General features: G+C 64.1%; 12 protein-coding genes. 7 read left to right on the top strand and 5 right to left on the bottom strand.

Annotated features, from left to right (window positions below; all coding sequences use genetic code 11):
- The first annotated feature begins 111 nt into the window (after positions 1-111).
- Positions 112-537: a phasin family protein gene (locus NCR39_RS17940; protein WP_250453413.1), complete on the top strand. Its 426-nt coding sequence runs from the start codon at positions 112-114 to the stop codon at positions 535-537.
- 3 nt (positions 538-540) lie between these two features.
- Here NCR39_RS17940 and NCR39_RS17935 read toward each other — a convergent pair whose 3' ends face one another.
- Positions 541-2,649, bottom strand: a complete 2,109-nt coding sequence (locus NCR39_RS17935; protein WP_250453412.1) for a serine/threonine-protein kinase — start codon at positions 2,647-2,649, stop codon at positions 541-543.
- Positions 2,650-3,018: 369 nt separating this feature from the next.
- Between NCR39_RS17935 and NCR39_RS17930 the strand changes: the two genes are divergently transcribed.
- The 3 genes from NCR39_RS17930 (at position 3,019) to NCR39_RS17920 (ending at position 4,007) form a co-directional block, all read left to right on the top strand.
- On the top strand, positions 3,019-3,303 hold the full coding sequence (locus NCR39_RS17930; RefSeq protein WP_250453411.1) for a hypothetical protein: 285 nt from the start codon (positions 3,019-3,021) through the stop codon (positions 3,301-3,303).
- A gap of 36 nt (positions 3,304-3,339) precedes the next feature.
- Positions 3,340-3,600, top strand: a complete 261-nt coding sequence (locus tag NCR39_RS17925; protein WP_040052219.1) for a hypothetical protein — start codon at positions 3,340-3,342, stop codon at positions 3,598-3,600.
- 191 nt (positions 3,601-3,791) lie between these two features.
- On the top strand, positions 3,792-4,007 hold the full coding sequence (locus NCR39_RS17920; protein WP_250453410.1) for a hypothetical protein: 216 nt from the start codon (positions 3,792-3,794) through the stop codon (positions 4,005-4,007).
- Between the two features lie 28 nt (positions 4,008-4,035).
- Here NCR39_RS17920 and NCR39_RS17915 read toward each other — a convergent pair whose 3' ends face one another.
- Positions 4,036-8,403: a DEAD/DEAH box helicase gene (locus NCR39_RS17915; RefSeq protein ID WP_250453409.1), complete on the bottom strand. Its 4,368-nt coding sequence runs from the start codon at positions 8,401-8,403 to the stop codon at positions 4,036-4,038.
- A gap of 128 nt (positions 8,404-8,531) precedes the next feature.
- Between NCR39_RS17915 and NCR39_RS17910 the strand changes: the two genes are divergently transcribed.
- The 3 genes from NCR39_RS17910 to NCR39_RS17900 all read left to right on the top strand — a co-directional run bounded on the left by NCR39_RS17910 (position 8,532) and on the right by NCR39_RS17900 (position 13,501).
- Positions 8,532-9,833 carry a glycosyltransferase family protein gene (locus NCR39_RS17910; protein WP_250453408.1) on the top strand — a complete coding sequence of 434 codons (1,302 nt, stop codon included), beginning with the start codon at positions 8,532-8,534 and terminating at the stop codon, positions 9,831-9,833.
- 157 nt (positions 9,834-9,990) lie between these two features.
- The gene (locus tag NCR39_RS17905) at positions 9,991-12,390 is read left to right on the top strand and encodes a phosphoketolase family protein (RefSeq protein WP_250453407.1); all 2,400 of its coding nucleotides are present in this window, start codon (positions 9,991-9,993) and stop codon (positions 12,388-12,390) included.
- A 4-nt stretch (positions 12,391-12,394) separates the two neighbouring features.
- Entirely contained in the window at positions 12,395-13,501 is a 1,107-nt protein-coding gene (locus NCR39_RS17900) for an acetate/propionate family kinase (protein ID WP_250453406.1), read from the top strand.
- Positions 13,502-13,559: 58 nt separating this feature from the next.
- On the opposite strand, the gene NCR39_RS17895 is transcribed toward NCR39_RS17900, so the two are convergent.
- The 3 genes from NCR39_RS17895 to NCR39_RS17885 form a co-directional block, all read right to left on the bottom strand.
- Positions 13,560-13,946, bottom strand: coding sequence for a PaaI family thioesterase (locus NCR39_RS17895; RefSeq protein WP_040052215.1), 387 nt, complete (start codon positions 13,944-13,946; stop codon positions 13,560-13,562).
- Positions 13,947-14,006: 60 nt separating this feature from the next.
- Positions 14,007-14,468 (bottom strand): hypothetical protein, encoded by a 462-nt coding sequence (locus tag NCR39_RS17890; protein WP_250453405.1) that lies wholly within the window; start codon positions 14,466-14,468, stop codon positions 14,007-14,009.
- 744 nt (positions 14,469-15,212) lie between these two features.
- Complete coding sequence (locus tag NCR39_RS17885; protein WP_250453404.1) at positions 15,213-16,385, bottom strand: NAD(P)/FAD-dependent oxidoreductase; 1,173 nt, start codon at positions 16,383-16,385, stop codon at positions 15,213-15,215.
- Positions 16,386-16,387: the final 2 nt, after the last annotated feature.

Genomic DNA, 16,387 nt, shown 5'->3' with positions numbered 1-16,387 from the left:
TATCGGGTTCGGGCTGCCAGCGTTATCGACGCTGCAACCGCCCATTGCCGCGCGATGACGCCGGTCTTCCCGATCCGCTCGCGCTCATACGAAAAGAACCTGGGAGGCAAGATGAATCAGTCTAAGTTCAGCGATCCGTTCAGCCAGTTTGCCGCCATGTTCCAGCAATATCAGCTACCGGGATTCGACGTCGCCGCGATCATGGAATCGCGGCGCAAGGACGTCGAAGCGCTGGCCGCGACGAATCGCGTGGCGTTCGGTGGAATGGAAGCGCTGCGCGACAAGCAGCTCGAAATCCTGCGCCGCACGCTCGGCGAACTCGAAGGTATCGCGAAGCAGTTCGCGTCGTCGTCGGCCAAGCCGCCTTTCAATGCGAACGAAGTCGTTCAGCGCACGCTGCATAACGCGCTCGCCGACATGCAGGACATCGCACGGACCACGCAGCAGACGCAGGCCGAGGCGTACGCGCTCGTGACGCAACGCGTGGAGCAAGCGCTGCAGGAACTGAAAGCCGCCGTCGAAAGGCCGCAAAACTAGCGCTTATTTCTTCGCCTGCGTCGTGATCTGAAAGATGTCGACGAGCACGCGCTCGCGTCCATATCGGGCCGCGAGCGCGGCAAGGCGCTTGTCCACTGCGCGCAGATAGCCGGCCTTCGCTTCGCTGTCCGGGCGCGGCGCGTCGAAGAGCGGCGCGGGCGTCACCATCAGCACGATCATCTCCGCACCGAACGGCTTGCCGACGACCCAGTCGCCCATCGTGCCGATGGTCGCCGTGTAATTCGGCGGCGCCTGGTTGTCGCGCGAACGTTCGTTCGGCAGCAGATGCACGGCGCTGCCGTCGAGCATGAAGTAATCGACGTTGACGTAGGAATCGAAGGCGGGCGTCATCAGATCGACGATGAGCGGATCGCCTTCCGTGAGCCGCGTCTGGTTCGCGCGCGTATGCACCGACGCGGGATGCCCCGCCTGCCGGTTTGCCGTCCAGTACGGACCGAGCACCTTGAGCACGTCGCATTTGTCGTCGCTGACGGGCTGCACGCCGAAGTTCGTCGTGCGCACGCCGGGCACGCGGCCAAGCGATTCCTTCAGTCGCGCGAGGCCGTACTTCTCGGATACGAAGCCCTGTACATCCACGGTCTGATCTTGCACCGACGCAACCAGCGCCGAGCACGGCACGCTCGCGAGCACGGGCGTGACGGCGGCCATCGTGAGCGTCGGCGCGGGCGCGGCGGGCGTGGGCATCGCGATGGGCGCTGTCGCGGTGGACGTCGGTGCGCGGCTCTTCTGATGCGCGACGAACACATAGCCCGCGCCCGCGATCACCGCGAGCACCAGCGCGCCGATAGCGAGCTTCGGCACGCCCGTGCGCTTCGTCCTCGCTTGCGCCGATGCAGCCGGCTGCTCCTCGCCGATGTCGTCGAGAAACTGCGCGACGCTCGGCGTCCTGTTTTCGCGTTCGAATGCAAGCGCCGCTTTCAGCGCCTTCCATTGCTTGTTGCCGAGATTCTCCGGACGCAGCGGCTTCATGCCCGCGCTCTTCGCCTGCAACGCGGGCACGCGATCGAACGGATGCTTGCCGGTCAGAAGCTCGTACGTGATGCAGCCGAGCGCGTAGATATCGTCGCGCGGATCGGGCTCGCGATGTTCGAGCATCTCCGGGCTCGCATAAGCGGGCGTTAGCGCGCCCAGGCTGCCGGGATCGAACACGGTGGCTTCGGTTTCCTCTTCGGGCCGCTGAATCACGCGCGCGATGCCGAAGTCGATGACCTTCACTTCCGATGCATCCGTGACGAACACGTTCGCCGGCTTGAAGTCGCAATGCACGAAGCCGCGCTCGTGCGCATACGCGAGCGCCGTCGCCATGCCCTTGAAGATGCGGAAGACTTCGGGAAACGGCATGCCCTTGAAGTTCGGCGTCCGAAGTATTCTGGACAATGGCTGGCCGGACAGATACTCCATCGTCAGATAGACGATGGCCCCGTCGCGATCGAAGTCGTACACCGTCACGATGTTGCGATGCGCGAGCTGCTGCGCCTTGCGCGCCTCGCGTTGCAGCGCGATCAGCGATTTCGGATTGCCGCGAAACTGCAGGTTCAGCACCTTGATCGCGACATACGGCCGCCGATCCGACGCCTCCAGCTTGCGCAGGTCCAGCGCCTTGTAGACGGTCCCCATCCCGCCGATGCCGAGACATTCTTCGAGCACGAAGCGATTGTTCAACGTATCGCCCACGCCCTTGATCTGATCGACTTCGGGAAGTACTTGCGTCGCCTGGCCCGATGTCGCACCGGTCGCGCCGGTTGCGCCCGTCGCGTCCGGGCCGACGCTCGCGCTCGTCATGGCGCGCGGCGGCAAAGGCGGCGGTGCGGCGGGCGTCATGTGCAGACGCGTTTCGTCACGGCCCGGATGATAGGTCGTGCCGGAATCCGGTTGCGCGCGCATGCGCGCCGTATGCTCGATGCGGCGGCGAATGGCGGAATAGATATCGGGCGGCAAGGGGCTTGCCGCGTTTTCCTCGTCGAGGATGTCGATGAGCCGCGCGCCCGGCGTGCGATCGGCGGCCAGTGCGCCATCGACCCCTGCGAAGAACGCGTCGCGCGACCCGACATCGCCCCGATATTGACGAAGCGCTTCTCGGAAGCTAGTCATCTGTGCGACTCGATGCGGCTCCAATCGACCGACAATTCACTTGTCGTACCAAACAACCGGTGCTCGTTCGATACTAGCCTTCGCGTGCGGCTTAGGCAAATGGCGTTTTCAACGATGAGCGGCATCGCGCACATGTCGTTCGGATACCGACACATCGCGATGTCTGTTGGTCCGGCGGCGGCATCATGATCGACTCGCGACGATGAAACTGAATGCGTTCCCGATGAGAAAAGCCCATGAAACAAGGCTCCAAAGCGATTTCGTTCGCACAGACGCGCGCTTGGCATACCTCATGCGTTTAACTGGCCCGAGCAGACAAGTTGCTCACCACCACCACCGAACGCGCGATGCGCACTCAGGAGAACCGCAATGAAGACGCTGACCATCAAGGACCTGCCCGTCACCGAAGAACTCGATCGCCGCGCGATGTCTGCCGTGCGTGGCGGCACGAGCTATTTCGCGCCGGGCTTCGATATGTCGAAGTACTCGCTCTCGTTCAACACGCAACAGATGATCCAGCAGGATCAGAAGACGTTCAACGAGAACGGCGCGAACGTCGCGTTCGCGGACGACATCGATTCGAAGGTCAAGCCGGTTCAGACGGCGCGCAACACGAGCAACGTCAACATCGGCGGCGGGCTGGCCTGGGTCTGAGCCGGAACGACGATTCCCTACGCGAGGAGCACCATCATGTCGTCCATCATCGTCCGGGACCTGTCCCACAGCAAGGACCTCGACCGTCGCGCGATGTCCGCCGTATCCGGCGGGCAAGGCTACGGACCGTATGCCAACGTGGAAGTGAACGTCGGCATCCTTCAGAACCTCACGCAGGTTCAGAAGGTCGATGTCACCGCGCTCAGCAACATCGGCTATGTCGGCGCGGGCGTCTCGCCGCACTTCGATATCAGTCCGGTGCAGATCGGCAAGCTGAACGCATCGGCGTTTCTCTGATGCGCGCGCCGTAGTAGACGCATCGAACATGGAACGCGGCGTTTGCGGCGAAAGGCTTCGGCCTTTCGCCGCCTTTGGCTTTATCGCGCCGGCGCAAAGCGGTCCCGGTGAGGAGCCGGCCGGGATTGCCTATACTCGATCCGATGCCCCCAAGCACGACTCCGATCTTCAGTCACCAAGGAGCAACCGTCATGAGCGTCATCAAGATCAGGGACCTCGCGGACAGCGTCGAACTCGACCGGCAAGCCATGGCGACCATCGCCGGCGGCGCGCGCGATGCGGCGCATCCGTGGTTTCGCGTCAGGGCGTCGAATCCGAACCGCGTGGTCGATTATCCCGGCGTGCCGGTGAAGGACGTGCCGGTGCAGCAGCCGGGGCCGTTCAGGAACAAGATCGTTTCGCGATGAATCGTCGCGTGCCGAGCGGTGCGCGTGTTCATCGCGATGAAAGTCCCGCGATGCCGCCGCTCACCGGCACGCTCGATGATCGGCCGCTGCGCTTGACGAGCGCGAGCCGCATGCGTTCGCGCGCGTCGCCGTCGATATCGCCGAAATAGCGCGTCTTGCCCGCGATCACCGCGCCCACGGGCACGCCGTCCAGATACAGCACGCGATTGCCCGCCAGCGCGGGCACTTTTTCACCGGGCAGGAGCGTGCCGACGAGATTGAGCGGATCGACCGCGCTCAGCGCGACGAACGCGTTCTCCTTCGGCCGCTTGCGCATGTCGCGCAGAAGCGGCACCGCCTCGGGCAGCGCGAACTGCTCGCCCGCCAGCCCGGCGACGAAGCGCCCGCCGCGAATCTCGCCGCGCGCCTCCAGCCGGTGATAGACGCGCAGCAAGTCACGCCACGGCGGAAGCCACTGCGCTTCGCGCTCCAGAAGCCGCCAGAACACGACGCCGTAACGCCGCAGCAGCGTCAGCGCAACGTGTTCGATATCGCCGCTTTCATCGGTTCCATTGCCCGCGCGACGCAGCAGCGCCCAGCGGCCCGCATCGTCCATTCCGCCGATAAACAGTCCGCCCGAGCCTCGGCGCGACCGGCGCGACCACGCGTTGCGCTTCGCGGCGGGCGTGAGCAGCGCGCGCAGCCCGGCGAAACTATCGGCGTTGACGAGGCCGAGCGCGACCAGTTCGCCGAGCGCGTCTTCGAGTTCGGTGCGCAGGAGCCGCGTGTCGGCGAGCAGTTCGTCGAAGAACATCGCGCCGTGCGACGTCAGCGCATCGAACACGCGTTGCGCGCGCGATGACAACGCGGGCGCTTCGTCGGCGGCCATCAGCGCGTTCCACGCCGCGAGCCGTCGACGCGGCAACAGCACGATGGGCGTGCCGCGCACCGGCCCGCCCGTCGCGCGCGTGCGTCCCGCGGGCCGCGACCACACGATCTTCCCCGCGCGGCAGATTTCGTCGAGCCACATGCCGGAATAATCGGCGATGCGCGCGGGCAGAATCTCGTCCTCCCACGCGACGGCGGGCGCTTCGAATCCTTCTAGCTGTTCGATCACGGCGAGCAATGCATCGCGGCCTTCGCCGTGCGCATCGGGCGCGACGCGCTGCCATTCGAACAGGAAGCGCATGAAGTCCTGCCGCTCGACCGGCTCGATTTCGCGACGCAGCCGCCGCACGGTGTATCGATGAATTCGCGCAAGCAGATGCCGCTCGCACCATTGCTCTTCCGTGCTCATCGAATTTGGCGTGAAGCGGCCGCGCATCACGTAGCCTTCGCTTTCGAGCCGCGTCAAGGCAATCGCGATGGCCGATGCCGGCAACGCCAGCGGCCGCGCGATTTCCGCCACCGTCAGCGGCCCGAATCCCGACAGCCGCGCGCGCACGATTTCCACGAGCGCGTCGTCCTCGGTCCATGCATCGTCGAAGCCGGGCGGCGGCGTGAGGCGCGGGTGCATCGGCGCATGCGGATAGACGGCGCGCACGCACGCGAGGCGTTCGACGGGCGTCCACAGCGCGTCGTGATCCGCGATCTGCAGGCGCGTCGCGCGGCCCGCGCGGGCGAGCGCGTCGAGCCACGCGGGCCAGCCATCGGTTGCGGCGGCTTCCGTATCGGCGATGCAGGACAGCGTCGTCAGCGCTTCGTGCATCTCGTCCGCGCTCGTGACCGACGGCCACGCTTCCTCCCGCACGCTCGCGATGGCGTCGGCGTCGAGCGCGCCTAAGTCGTCCGTCGATTGCGGATCGGTCCAGCGGCGCGCGAGCACGGCCTGCGTGCGACGCTCTTCGAGCGGGGCGTCGTCGAGAAAAGCGTAGGGCCGCGCCGACAGAATCTCGGCGGCGAGCGGCGACGGCGCGGGCAGCTCGCGCGTCACGAGCCGCACCGCGCCCGCCTCGATGCGCCGCAGAAGCGCGAGCCACGCGTCGCTGTCCATGGCGTCGTGCAGGCAATCGTCGATCGTCTGCTCGACGAGCGGATGCGCCGGCACCTCGCGCTCCCCGACGACGTTTTCCGCGCACGCCACCTGATCCGGAAACACGGCGGCGAGCAGGTCCTCGCTCTTCATCCGCTGAAGCTGCGGCGCGACCTTGCGCCCGCCCGTGTAGCGCGGCAGCGCGAGCGCGTTGGTCGCGTTCCAGCGCCAGCGCACGCCGAAGAGCGGTGCGTCGAGCAGCGCCTGAATCAGCAGATGCTCGGCCGTGGCGGATTTCAGATAGCGCCAGACTTCATCGAGCGCGAAGCTGTGGCCCGCCGTGAGCGACAGCACGATGGCGTCCTCGGTCGCCGCCGCCTGCAATTCGAAGTTGAACGTGCGGCAAAAGCGCTTGCGGAGCGCCAGGCCCCACGCGCGGTTGACGCGGCTGCCGAACGGCGCGTGGATGACGAGCTGCGTGCCGCCGGATTCGTCGAAGAAGCGCTCCATGACGAGCGTGTCCTGCGTCGGCAACACGGAGAGCGCGGCGCGCGCGCGGGCGAGATAGTCGACGATCTGCCGCGCGGCTTCCATGCCGATGCCGGTTTCGTCCGCGAGCCATTCGGTCGCAGCGCTGTGAGAATCGGCGAGCCGCGCATCGACGTCCGCGCGCAAGCGCGCGATCGCGAAGGAAAGTTCATCGCTGCGTCCCGGCGCTTCGCCGAGCCAGAACGGGATGTTCGGCGGCTGCCCGTTCGCATTCTCGACGCGCACGCGCCCGCCTTCCACCCTCAAGATCCGGTACGACGTGTTCCCGAGCTGAAAAATGTCGCCCGCCAGACTTTCGACGGCGAAGTCCTCGTTCACCGTGCCGATCTGCAAGCCTTGCGGTTCCAGCAGCACCGCGAAATCGGCGTTGTCGGGAATGGCGCCGCCCGATGTCACCGCCGTCAGCTTGCCGCCGCGACGGCCGCGCAGCGTGCGGCTGACCGCATCGCGATGCACATACGCGCCGCGCACGCCCTGTCGCCCCGTATAGCCTTCCGCGAGCGTCTTCACGACGGCGTCGTAACGCGCGCGTTCGAGCGTCGCGTACGGATGCGCGCGCCGGATCTGCTCGAACAGCGCGTCCTCGCCCCACTCGCGGCACGCCACTTCGGCGGTGATCTGCTGCGCGAGCACGTCGAGCGGCGCGCGAGGAATGGTCAGCGCGTCGAGTTCGCCGCGCCGCACGCAGTCGAGCAGCGCCGCGCATTCGATCAGATCGTCGCGCGAAGTCGGAAAAAGCCGTCCTTTCGGCACGCCGCCCACGTGATGCCCCGAGCGCCCCACGCGCTGCAAAAACGCGCCGATGGAACCCGGCGAGCCGATCTGGCAGACGAGATCGACATCGCCGATATCGATTCCCAGTTCCAGCGAAGCCGTTGCTATCAGCACGCGCAACTCGCCGCGCTTGAGCCGCTGCTCGGCGTCCAGCCGATGCTCCCGCGCGAGACTGCCGTGATGCGCCGCGACCGCTTCCTTTCCGAGCCGGTCGGTCAGATGCCGCGCCGCGCGTTCGGCCATGCGGCGGGTGTTGACGAAGACGAGCGTTGTCCGATGCTGCGACGACAGTTCCGCGAGCCTGTCGTAGACGCGCTCCCACATGTCGTTGGACATGATGGCTTCGAGCGGCATCGGCGGAAGCTCCAGCGCGAGGTCGCGCGCACGCGCGTGCCCGACATCGACGATCTCGCACGGCTCGCCCTCGCCCGCCAGAAATCGCGCGACGAGTTCGATCGGCTTTTGCGTCGCCGACAACCCGACGCGCACCGGACGCGCCTCGCCGCGCGCCTCGCATAGCGCGTCGAGCCGCTCTAGGCTCAGGCTCAAATGCGAGCCGCGCTTGCTTCCGGCCACGGCGTGAATTTCATCGACGATGACCGTGCGTGTCGTGGACAGCATCGCGCGGCCGGAGTCCGACGAAAGCAGCACGTAAAGCGATTCCGGCGTCGTCACGAGAATATGCGGCGGACGCTTGCGCACGGCGTTGCGCTCCTGCTGCGTGGTGTCGCCGGTGCGCACGGCCGCGCGAATCTCGGGCGCCGCCGCGCCCATGCCGCTCAACTGACGCGCGATGCCCGCGAGCGGCTCTTCCAGATTGACGCGGATATCGTTCGACAGCGCCTTCAGCGGCGACACGTACACCACGCGCGTCTCGTCCGGCAGAACGCCGCCGCCCGCGATGCCGTCGCGCACGAGTTCGTCGAGCGCGGCCAGGAACGCGGTCAGCGTCTTGCCCGAGCCGGTCGGCGCGGCGACGAGCGTGGAGCGGCGCGCGTGGATCAGCGGCCAGGCGCGCGCCTGCGCGGCGGTCGGCGCGGCGAAATGCGCGCGAAACCAGTCGGCGACAGCCGGATGGAAGCCGTCGAGCGCGGTGTCGGGCGAAGCGGAATCTGAGGTCATCGGCACATTCTAGGGGCGCACGCGACGAGACGCGCGCCACGGTTTTAGGACACATCCCATGCGAACTTCTCCTATTTGCGGCGATGCTAGTCGGTTTTCAATCGTCAGCGTCGTTCGCTCTTCGCCTCATGATCGTCATCAGCCTTCTCTTCGACCACGCGCCGGGCGCGCTCGCCAATCATCGCCGCTACGCGCGCACGCACGGTTACCGGCACGTCGAAATCGACATGCCGGAACTGTCCGGAAGCAAGCCCGAAGTGCTCTGGATGTACAAGTACGAAACGCTGCTGCTCTGGCTTCAGCGCGCGGAGGCCGGCGAGATCGTGCTGCTGCTGAACGAGAACGCCGCGATTCTCGGTTCGACGCCGCTGCCCGCGCTGCTGGACGGCCGCGACTGGCTGCTCACGTGCGCGGAATCCGCGTTGCCGCAAACGGATATGCAGATCTGGCGCAACACGGAAACGGTTCGGCGCAAGCTCCACAAGGTCGTTTCGCACTGCCGCTTCGGTGTCGAATTGCCCGGCGACGAAGGCGAACTGCTATGCGAATTCGACGCGATGCCGTCGCGGTACATGATCGGCGATGCGCACGTGGTCGTGCCCGCCGCCACGAATCTCGACAGCGTCTGGGCGACGTGGCCCACGTTTTCCGTGAGCATCCGCGAAGGCGGGCAGCATCGGCGGTTTCGCGCGGCGTTCTTCGCGCACGTCAACGAACGCATGACGCGCAGCCAGCCGATGCTTTCGTTTCCCCACACTCACGACGCCGCCGACAATGCGGCGAGCAGCGTCTATCAACCGGGCCAGCCGATCGCCGTCGTCACGCTTTACACGCCGAACGTTGCACGATACGGACGCATCGCGGAGCACAATTTCAGGCGTTATTGCGAGCGTCACGGCTATACGCTTTACGTTCATCGGGAGATTCCGTCGCATCTGAACGATGGCAAGACGTCGGGCAACTGGCTCAAGCCCGCGCTGCTGCGCGAATATCTGCCGCATCACGAATGGGTGTTCTGGGTCGATGCCGACGTGCTCGTCAACGACATGAACCGCACGCTCGAATCGATCATGCCTGGACACGATGCCGTGCTCGCGCGCGATGTCGGCTCGTGGACGTTCAATTCCGGCATCATGGGTTTCAGGCGCACGCAGCCCAACTACGACGCGTTCCAGCGCATTCTCGATGCCTGCGCGCAACTCGACGACAAATCCCATGTCTACGCCAGTCTGGGCGATCAGTTCTATTTCATTCGCGAGTACGAGCAGCATGCGGACTTCGATGCCACGCACGTCGCATCGTTCATCGAATGGAATACGGCGTGGCTCTACCGGCGCGCCGACAGCTTCATGGTTCATTACATCGGCATGTGGGAAGACCATAAAGCCTTGCTGATGGACTACGACATCGCGCAATCGGCGATGGAATGAGCTTCTGTCAAAAACGCGTCGCGCGAACCCAAGTATGATGTTGCGCGACGCTCGCAAGGAGCGCGAAGCAAGACATCGCATCGCCCGCATCAATCAGCATCAGCATCGAAGCCGCAAGACCGACGCTCCACCCAACTCTCACCACGAGGAGAAGCAAGTGAACGACGACGTCCAGGGCAAGACCGCGACGCAGACGCCTCTCTCCCCCGACCTTCTGCGCAGCATCGACGCGTATTGGCGCGCGTGCAATTATCTTTCGGTCGGCATGATCTACCTGCGCGCGAATCCGCTGCTGCGCGAACCGTTGAAGCCCGAGCACATCAAGCGGCGCCTGCTCGGTCACTGGGGTTCGGACCCCGGCCAATCGTTCGTGTGGGTGCATCTCAACCGTCTCATCAAGCGCGACGACCTCGACGTGATGTTCGTCTCCGGTCCCGGCCACGGCGCGCCCGCGACGCTCGCGAATTCGTATCTCGAAGGCTTCTACTCCGAGATCTATCCGGATCGCAGTTATGACGAACGCGGCATGCTCAGGCTGTTTCGCGCGTTCTCGTCGCCGGGTGGCATCGGTTCGCATTGCACGCCGGAAACGCCGGGCTCCATCCACGAAGGCGGCGAACTCGGCTATAGCCTCTCGCATTCGTTCGGCGCGGCGTTCGACAATCCCGATTTGATCGTCGCGACGGTGGTCGGCGACGGCGAAGCGGAAACAGGGCCGCTCGCCACATCGTGGCATTCCAACAAGTTCCTCAATCCCGCGACCGATGGCGCGGTGCTGCCGATCCTTCATCTCAACGGCTACAAGATCGCGAATCCGACGATCCTCGCGCGCATTCCGCACGACGAACTCGAAGCGCTCTTCAAGGGCTACGGCTACGAGCCGCATTTCGTCGAAGGCGACGAGCCCGAGGTCATGCATCAGTTGATGGCGGCGACGCTCGAACGCTGCATCGGCGATATTCGCGCCATTCAACAGCGCGCACGCGCGAACCCAGATGACGTAACGCGTCCGCGCTGGCCGATGATCGTGTTGCGCACGCCGAAAGGCTGGACCGGCCCGAAGGAAGTCGCGGGGCACAAGGTCGAGAACTTCTGGCGTTCGCATCAGGTGCCCGTGCCCGATCCGGCGAGCAATCCGAAGAGTCTCGTCGTGCTGGAAGAATGGATGCGCAGCTACAAGCCCGAAGAGCTTTTCGATGACGAAGGCCGGCTCGTCGAAAGTCTGCGCGCGCTTGCGCCCGAAGGCACGCGCCGGATCAGCGCGAATCCGCATGCGAACGGCGGCGTGTTGCGGCAAGCGCTCGATCTGCCGGACATCCGCGCCTATGCGTGCGAATTCGAAGCGGCGGCCGCCATTTATCAATCGCCGACAGCCGTGCTCGCCACGTTCCTGCGCGATGTGATTCGCCGCAACATGGAGACGTTCCGTCTCTTCGGTCCCGATGAAACCGCGAGCAACAAGCTCGATGGCGTCTATGAAGCATCAGGCAAGCGCTGGCTTGCCGAGACGAAGCCGGAAGACGCCGATGGCGGCGCGCTCTCGCCCACCGGCCGCGTGATGGAAATGCTCTCGGAACACACGCTCGAAGGCTGGTTCGAAGGCTATGTGCTCACAGGCCGCCACGGTCTCTTCGCCACGTATGAAGCCTTCGTGCACGTGATCGATTCGATGTTCAACCAGCACGCGAAGTGGCTCGAAAAAGCGAAGAACGAACTCGCGTGGCGCGCACCGGTGCCGTCGATCAATCTGCTCATCACGTCGCTCGTATGGCGGCAGGATCACAACGGCTTCACGCATCAGGATCCCGGCTTTCTCGATGTCGTCACGAACAAAAGTCCCGGCGTCGTGCGCATTTATCTGCCGCCGGATGCGAACTGCCTGTTGAGCGTCGCGGACCATTGCCTGCGCTCGCATGACTACGTGAACGTGATCGTCGCGGACAAGCAGCCGCATCTGCAATACCTCGGCATGGACGACGCAATCGTGCATTGCGCGAAGGGCATCGGCATATGGGATTGGGCGTCGACGGATCAGGGTTGCGAGCCGGACGTGGTGATCGCCTGTGCCGGCGACATCGCGACGATGGAAGCGCTCGCCGCCGTCGAAATCCTGAGGACGCAGTGCCGCGATCTGAAGATCCGCTTCGTCAACGTGGTCGATCTTTTCAGGCTGATGCCCGACACCGATCATCCGCACGGCCTTTCCGACCGCGATTTCGATTCCATCTTCACGCGCGACAAGCCCGTGATCTTCAACTTCCACTCGTATGCGTCGCTCGTGCACAAGTTCACGTATAACCGCACGAATCACGACAACATTCACGTGCACGGATATCGCGAACGCGGCAACATCAACACGCCGTTTGAGCTTGCGATCATCAACGGCGTGGACCGCTATACGCTCGCCATCGACGTGATCGATCGCGTGCCCGGTCTCGCCAGCACCGCTGCGCATACGAAGGAAACGCTCAAGAACCGCATCATCGAGAGCGTGCGATACGCGCATGAAGAAGGCATCGACCGCGACGAAATCCGCGAATGGACCTGGAAGGGCTGAAGCCATGACGCAAGGCATTCTGGTGTTGAATAGCGGCTCTTCGTCGCTGAAGTTCGGCGTGTTCATCGCGCGCGATGACGACGAAGCCGCGTGGCTTTCCGGCAGTGCGAAAGGCATCGGGCGCGCGAATGGATCGTTGTCGATGCGCTCGTCGGATGGCGCGATAAACATGGCGCAGGATCATCTGATGGAGTCGCAACACGATGCGTTGCAGCGCGTCGCCGATGCGCTCGCGAAGCACTTGCGCGAGCCGCTTGCGTGCGTGGGGCATCGCGTGGTGCATGGCGGTCCGCACGTGCGCTCGCATTGCAAGCTCGATGCCGGCGTGAAGGACGCGTTGCGCGAAGCGGTGCCTTTTGCGCCGCTGCATTTGCCGCAGTCTTTGGCGCTGATCGACGAAGCGCAGCGCATCTTCTCCGGCGTGCCGCATTTCGCGTGCTTCGACACGGTGTTTCATCGCACGATGCCCGAGCGTGCAACGCGCTTCGCGTTGCCGCGCGACTATGCGGAACGCGGCGTCGTGCGATACGGCTTTCATGGGCTGTCGTACGAGTCCATCGTGAACACGCTCGGTGCGGGCGTGCCTTCGCGCATGGTGATCGCGCATCTCGGCTCCGGCTCGAGTCTGTGCGCGCTGAAGGATGGCCGTTCCGTCGATACGTCGATGGGCATGACGCCGGCAGGCGGCATTCCGATGGCCACGCGCAGCGGCGACCTCGATCCCGGCGTGCTGATTCATTTGCTGCGCAACGAATCGCTCGATGCAAACGCGCTGGAGACGCTCGTGAATCGCGGAAGCGGCCTGAAAGCGCTATCCGATTCCGATGACGACATGGAAGCGCTATTGACCCGCCGCGATCAGGGCGATGCCGACGCGGCGCTCGCCATCGACATCTTCTGCACCGCGATTCGCAAGACGATCGGCGCTTATGCGGCGCTGCTGGGCGGCGTGGATCTGATCGTGTTCAGCGGCGGCATCGGCGAACATGCGGAAGCCATCCGCGCGCAAGTTCTCGACGGGCTTGGTTTTTTGCATGCAGAACATCGCGTCGTGGCGACGGATGAGGAAAGGCAGATCGCGCGTCATTGCCGGCGGATGCTGGCGGAATGACTTTGCATTTTGCATTCGGCGCGATGCATGCGGCATGCCGCATGCAAAATGCCAACGCTTAGCGCGTGTACTTGAACGTGCCTTGCGCGCTCGCGATCATCACGCGGTCATCGACCCACGCTTCGCCGCGTGCGAAGTACACCGAGCGCCCTTGCCTTTCGAGGAAACCTTTCGCAACCACCTTGTCGCCGATACCGCGATCCAGATAGTTCACCGTCAGCGAAAGCGTGAAGCCGTGAATCGGCGTCGGCCCGGTCGTGAAGAGGCCCGTGTAGCCGCAAGCGACATCGAGCAGCGTCGCAATGGCGCCGCCCTGCAGCACACGCTGACGGTTCAGATGCCCTGCGTGAATCGGCATCGTGAATTCCGCGTAGCCTGCGCGCCATTCCGTCAGCGTTGCGCCGAGTGCTTCGAGGAAAGGATTGTCGAGATCGGAATTCGCCAAGCTGCATTCTCCCTGCGTCGTGGTTTTGTGCGATGCAAGGAATTGTGCCACCGTTCGATATCACCGCATGCGCGGCTTCATATGCAGCGCGATGAGCGCGAGCGTGGCGAGCTTCGTCAGGCATTCGACGCTCGATAGCACCGCGAGCCACGGCGCATTCACGAATTCGCCGGGCAGCTCGGGTGCAATGGCGAGCACGCTCGTCAGGCAAACGAAGAGCAGGACATAACGCGGGATGCGCCGTCCTTGCAGCGAGAGCCACGCGACGGCCATCAACAGCGCCTTCGCGGTGATGACCGCGGCCCATTGCTCGATACTGCTGTCGGCGTCGATTTCCCAAGGGACTTCGAACAGCGACCACGCGACCATCATGCACGTCGATGCCGCCAGCGCGCGGCGAAGGCGGTTCGCATCGGCGCGGACATCGCCGAAATTGCGCTTGCGCGCAGGCATTGCGATGCGCGAGTCTTCGTCTTCGATCAGGCGCGTGGGCAGCGCCGCGTTTTCGTCGATATGCATCATGTGTCGCCTGAGGGACGATTCGTGCGCGTATAGCCACGCCAATGGCGCGGTCAAGCGTTTCCTGGCCGGTTATTTCCATCTGCAAGCGACAGCGTAGGCGATCAAAAAAAATCGCGCCCCGCGACGCAGTGTTGGTTCAAGGCGTCGGCTTGAAGATTTCTTCTTGATAAGGAATAAGTGCTTGAGTGAAGAAGCGAGACGGCGCTAATTTACCGCTCGCAATGAGCACAGCGAGACGCTGCGATTCGGATTATCGCTTGCGCGCCCGCTATAACGCGTCTGCGCGCAAGGAATCACACTCTAAAAACGATTAGTTATATCCGCGGACTACGCAGGACTTTTGTTCCTCTTCCGTTTTTTCTCCAGCAAAACGGCCGCATATTTCGGCAACATATTCCGGCTCCGCACTCACCTGACTGGAACGATGCGACGCGGGAGCCGTCGTATCGGCGTGTGCTTCCGAGTCTTCCATCCATTCCGCTAAACCCGTGCTTTGTGTGTTGGATCGAGCATCCATCTTTCGCCTCCTGTTTTCCTCGACGGTTTCAGAATGCGCTTTTCCGGGCCAAGTGGCCCTAGTGGATTTCATTGATGGACGCAGCCTGCAACCGTGCGGATGATAAAAAGAATGCGTGTCTGGCGGACGCATCCGTAAAGAACCGACTTCAACAAAATCCGCCTGTTTTTAAGCTAGCCAAAACGATGCCCGGTATGCACTGCATGTGCAAACTTAAGCCATCGCTTTTACACCACATTCTTTTCGACGATCGGCCTTCCTTCAATCACGCGCGCCCAGCCGAGTGGCGAGAGATCGAGCGTGGTATATCGGCCACGCAGAATGAGTTCGCTGATGCCGCGTCCCGTCGCCGGTCCGTGTTGAAGCCCGTGCCCGCTAAAGCCGCTTCCGAAAATACAGTTGTCGATGTCCGGATGCGCGCCGATGATCGCGTTCTGATCGAGCACGTTGTATTCGTAATAGCCGGACCACGCGTGCTCCACGCGCAACGCCTCGAATTGCGGCACGCGATGCGCAAGCGTGGGCCAAATGACATCGTCGAAGAGCGCGTGGTCCACTTCGTCGAGCGGTAAGTCGTCGGGATCGTTATCCGCGGCGGGCGACGTCCCGCAGATATACGTGCGGCCCTCGGGACGAAAGTACACGCCGGTGGGATCGATCAGCAATGGACAGCCGCCGAGCTTCGCCGGCGACGACACATTGAAGATGCTGCGCCGCCGCGCATGCACGGGAATGTCGATGCCGAGCATCGACGCGATCGAACGCGACCACGCGCCCGCCGCGTTCACGACGACATCGCATGCATACGCTTCGCCATTCGATGCGCGCACACGCGTCACGCGCCGGCCCTCGCGCGCCATGCCGACGACTTCCGCCGCCACGTATCGCGCGCCGAGCGATGCCGCCTTGCGCCGCAGCGCCTGCACGAGACCGTAGCCGTCGAACCAGCCCTCGCCGCTTTCGCCGAACGCGCCCGCTGCGAGATCGTCCGTGTTCAGCCACGGGAAGCGCGTGCGCAGACCGGCGGCATCGAGCAGCGTGATATCGGCGCCGAGTTCGCGTTGCATCGAATGATTCTCGCGTAACGTGGCTTCGCCGCGAGGCGTTGCGAGAAAGAGATAGCCGCCCTCGTGCAGGTCGATGGAAGGCCGCTCACCGTTCACTTCCAGCCGTTCGCCGAGGGTGCGCAGGAAGTCGATGCCGTACAGCGACATGCGCACCGAAAGCGGCGTGGAGAACTGCTGGCGGATCGACGCCGCCGACAACGCCGACGACGAGCGCGCGTAAGTCGGATCGCGCTCGATCACCGTCACCTGCACGTTCGGGTCCGATGCGCGCAAAAAATACGCGACCGCACTGCCGATCACCCCGCCACCGACGATCACCACTTGAGAAGCCACGC

It is taken from the genome of Caballeronia sp. ATUFL_M2_KS44 (assembly GCF_023630965.1).
Taxonomy (GTDB): Bacteria; Pseudomonadota; Gammaproteobacteria; order Burkholderiales; family Burkholderiaceae; genus Caballeronia; species Caballeronia concitans.
The sequence above is the reverse complement of the archived record's forward strand: the minus strand, read 5'-3'. Positions and strand labels throughout refer to the sequence as shown.

What these genes read in the sequence shown, in the direction of transcription:
- NCR39_RS17900 (WP_250453406.1), top strand. Translation starts at nt 12,395, where the DNA reads ATGACGCAAGGCATTCTGGTGTTGAATAGCGGCTCTTCGTCGCTGAAG.
- NCR39_RS17935 (WP_250453412.1), bottom strand. Translation starts at nt 2,649, where the DNA reads ATGACTAGCTTCCGAGAAGCGCTTCGTCAATATCGGGGCGATGTCGGG.
- NCR39_RS17930 (WP_250453411.1), top strand. Translation starts at nt 3,019, where the DNA reads ATGAAGACGCTGACCATCAAGGACCTGCCCGTCACCGAAGAACTCGAT.
- NCR39_RS17915 (WP_250453409.1), bottom strand. Translation starts at nt 8,403, where the DNA reads ATGACCTCAGATTCCGCTTCGCCCGACACCGCGCTCGACGGCTTCCAT.
- NCR39_RS17920 (WP_250453410.1), top strand. Translation starts at nt 3,792, where the DNA reads ATGAGCGTCATCAAGATCAGGGACCTCGCGGACAGCGTCGAACTCGAC.
- NCR39_RS17940 (WP_250453413.1), top strand. Translation starts at nt 112, where the DNA reads ATGAATCAGTCTAAGTTCAGCGATCCGTTCAGCCAGTTTGCCGCCATG.
- NCR39_RS17890 (WP_250453405.1), bottom strand. Translation starts at nt 14,468, where the DNA reads ATGATGCATATCGACGAAAACGCGGCGCTGCCCACGCGCCTGATCGAA.
- NCR39_RS17910 (WP_250453408.1), top strand. Translation starts at nt 8,532, where the DNA reads ATGATCGTCATCAGCCTTCTCTTCGACCACGCGCCGGGCGCGCTCGCC.
- NCR39_RS17925 (WP_040052219.1), top strand. Translation starts at nt 3,340, where the DNA reads ATGTCGTCCATCATCGTCCGGGACCTGTCCCACAGCAAGGACCTCGAC.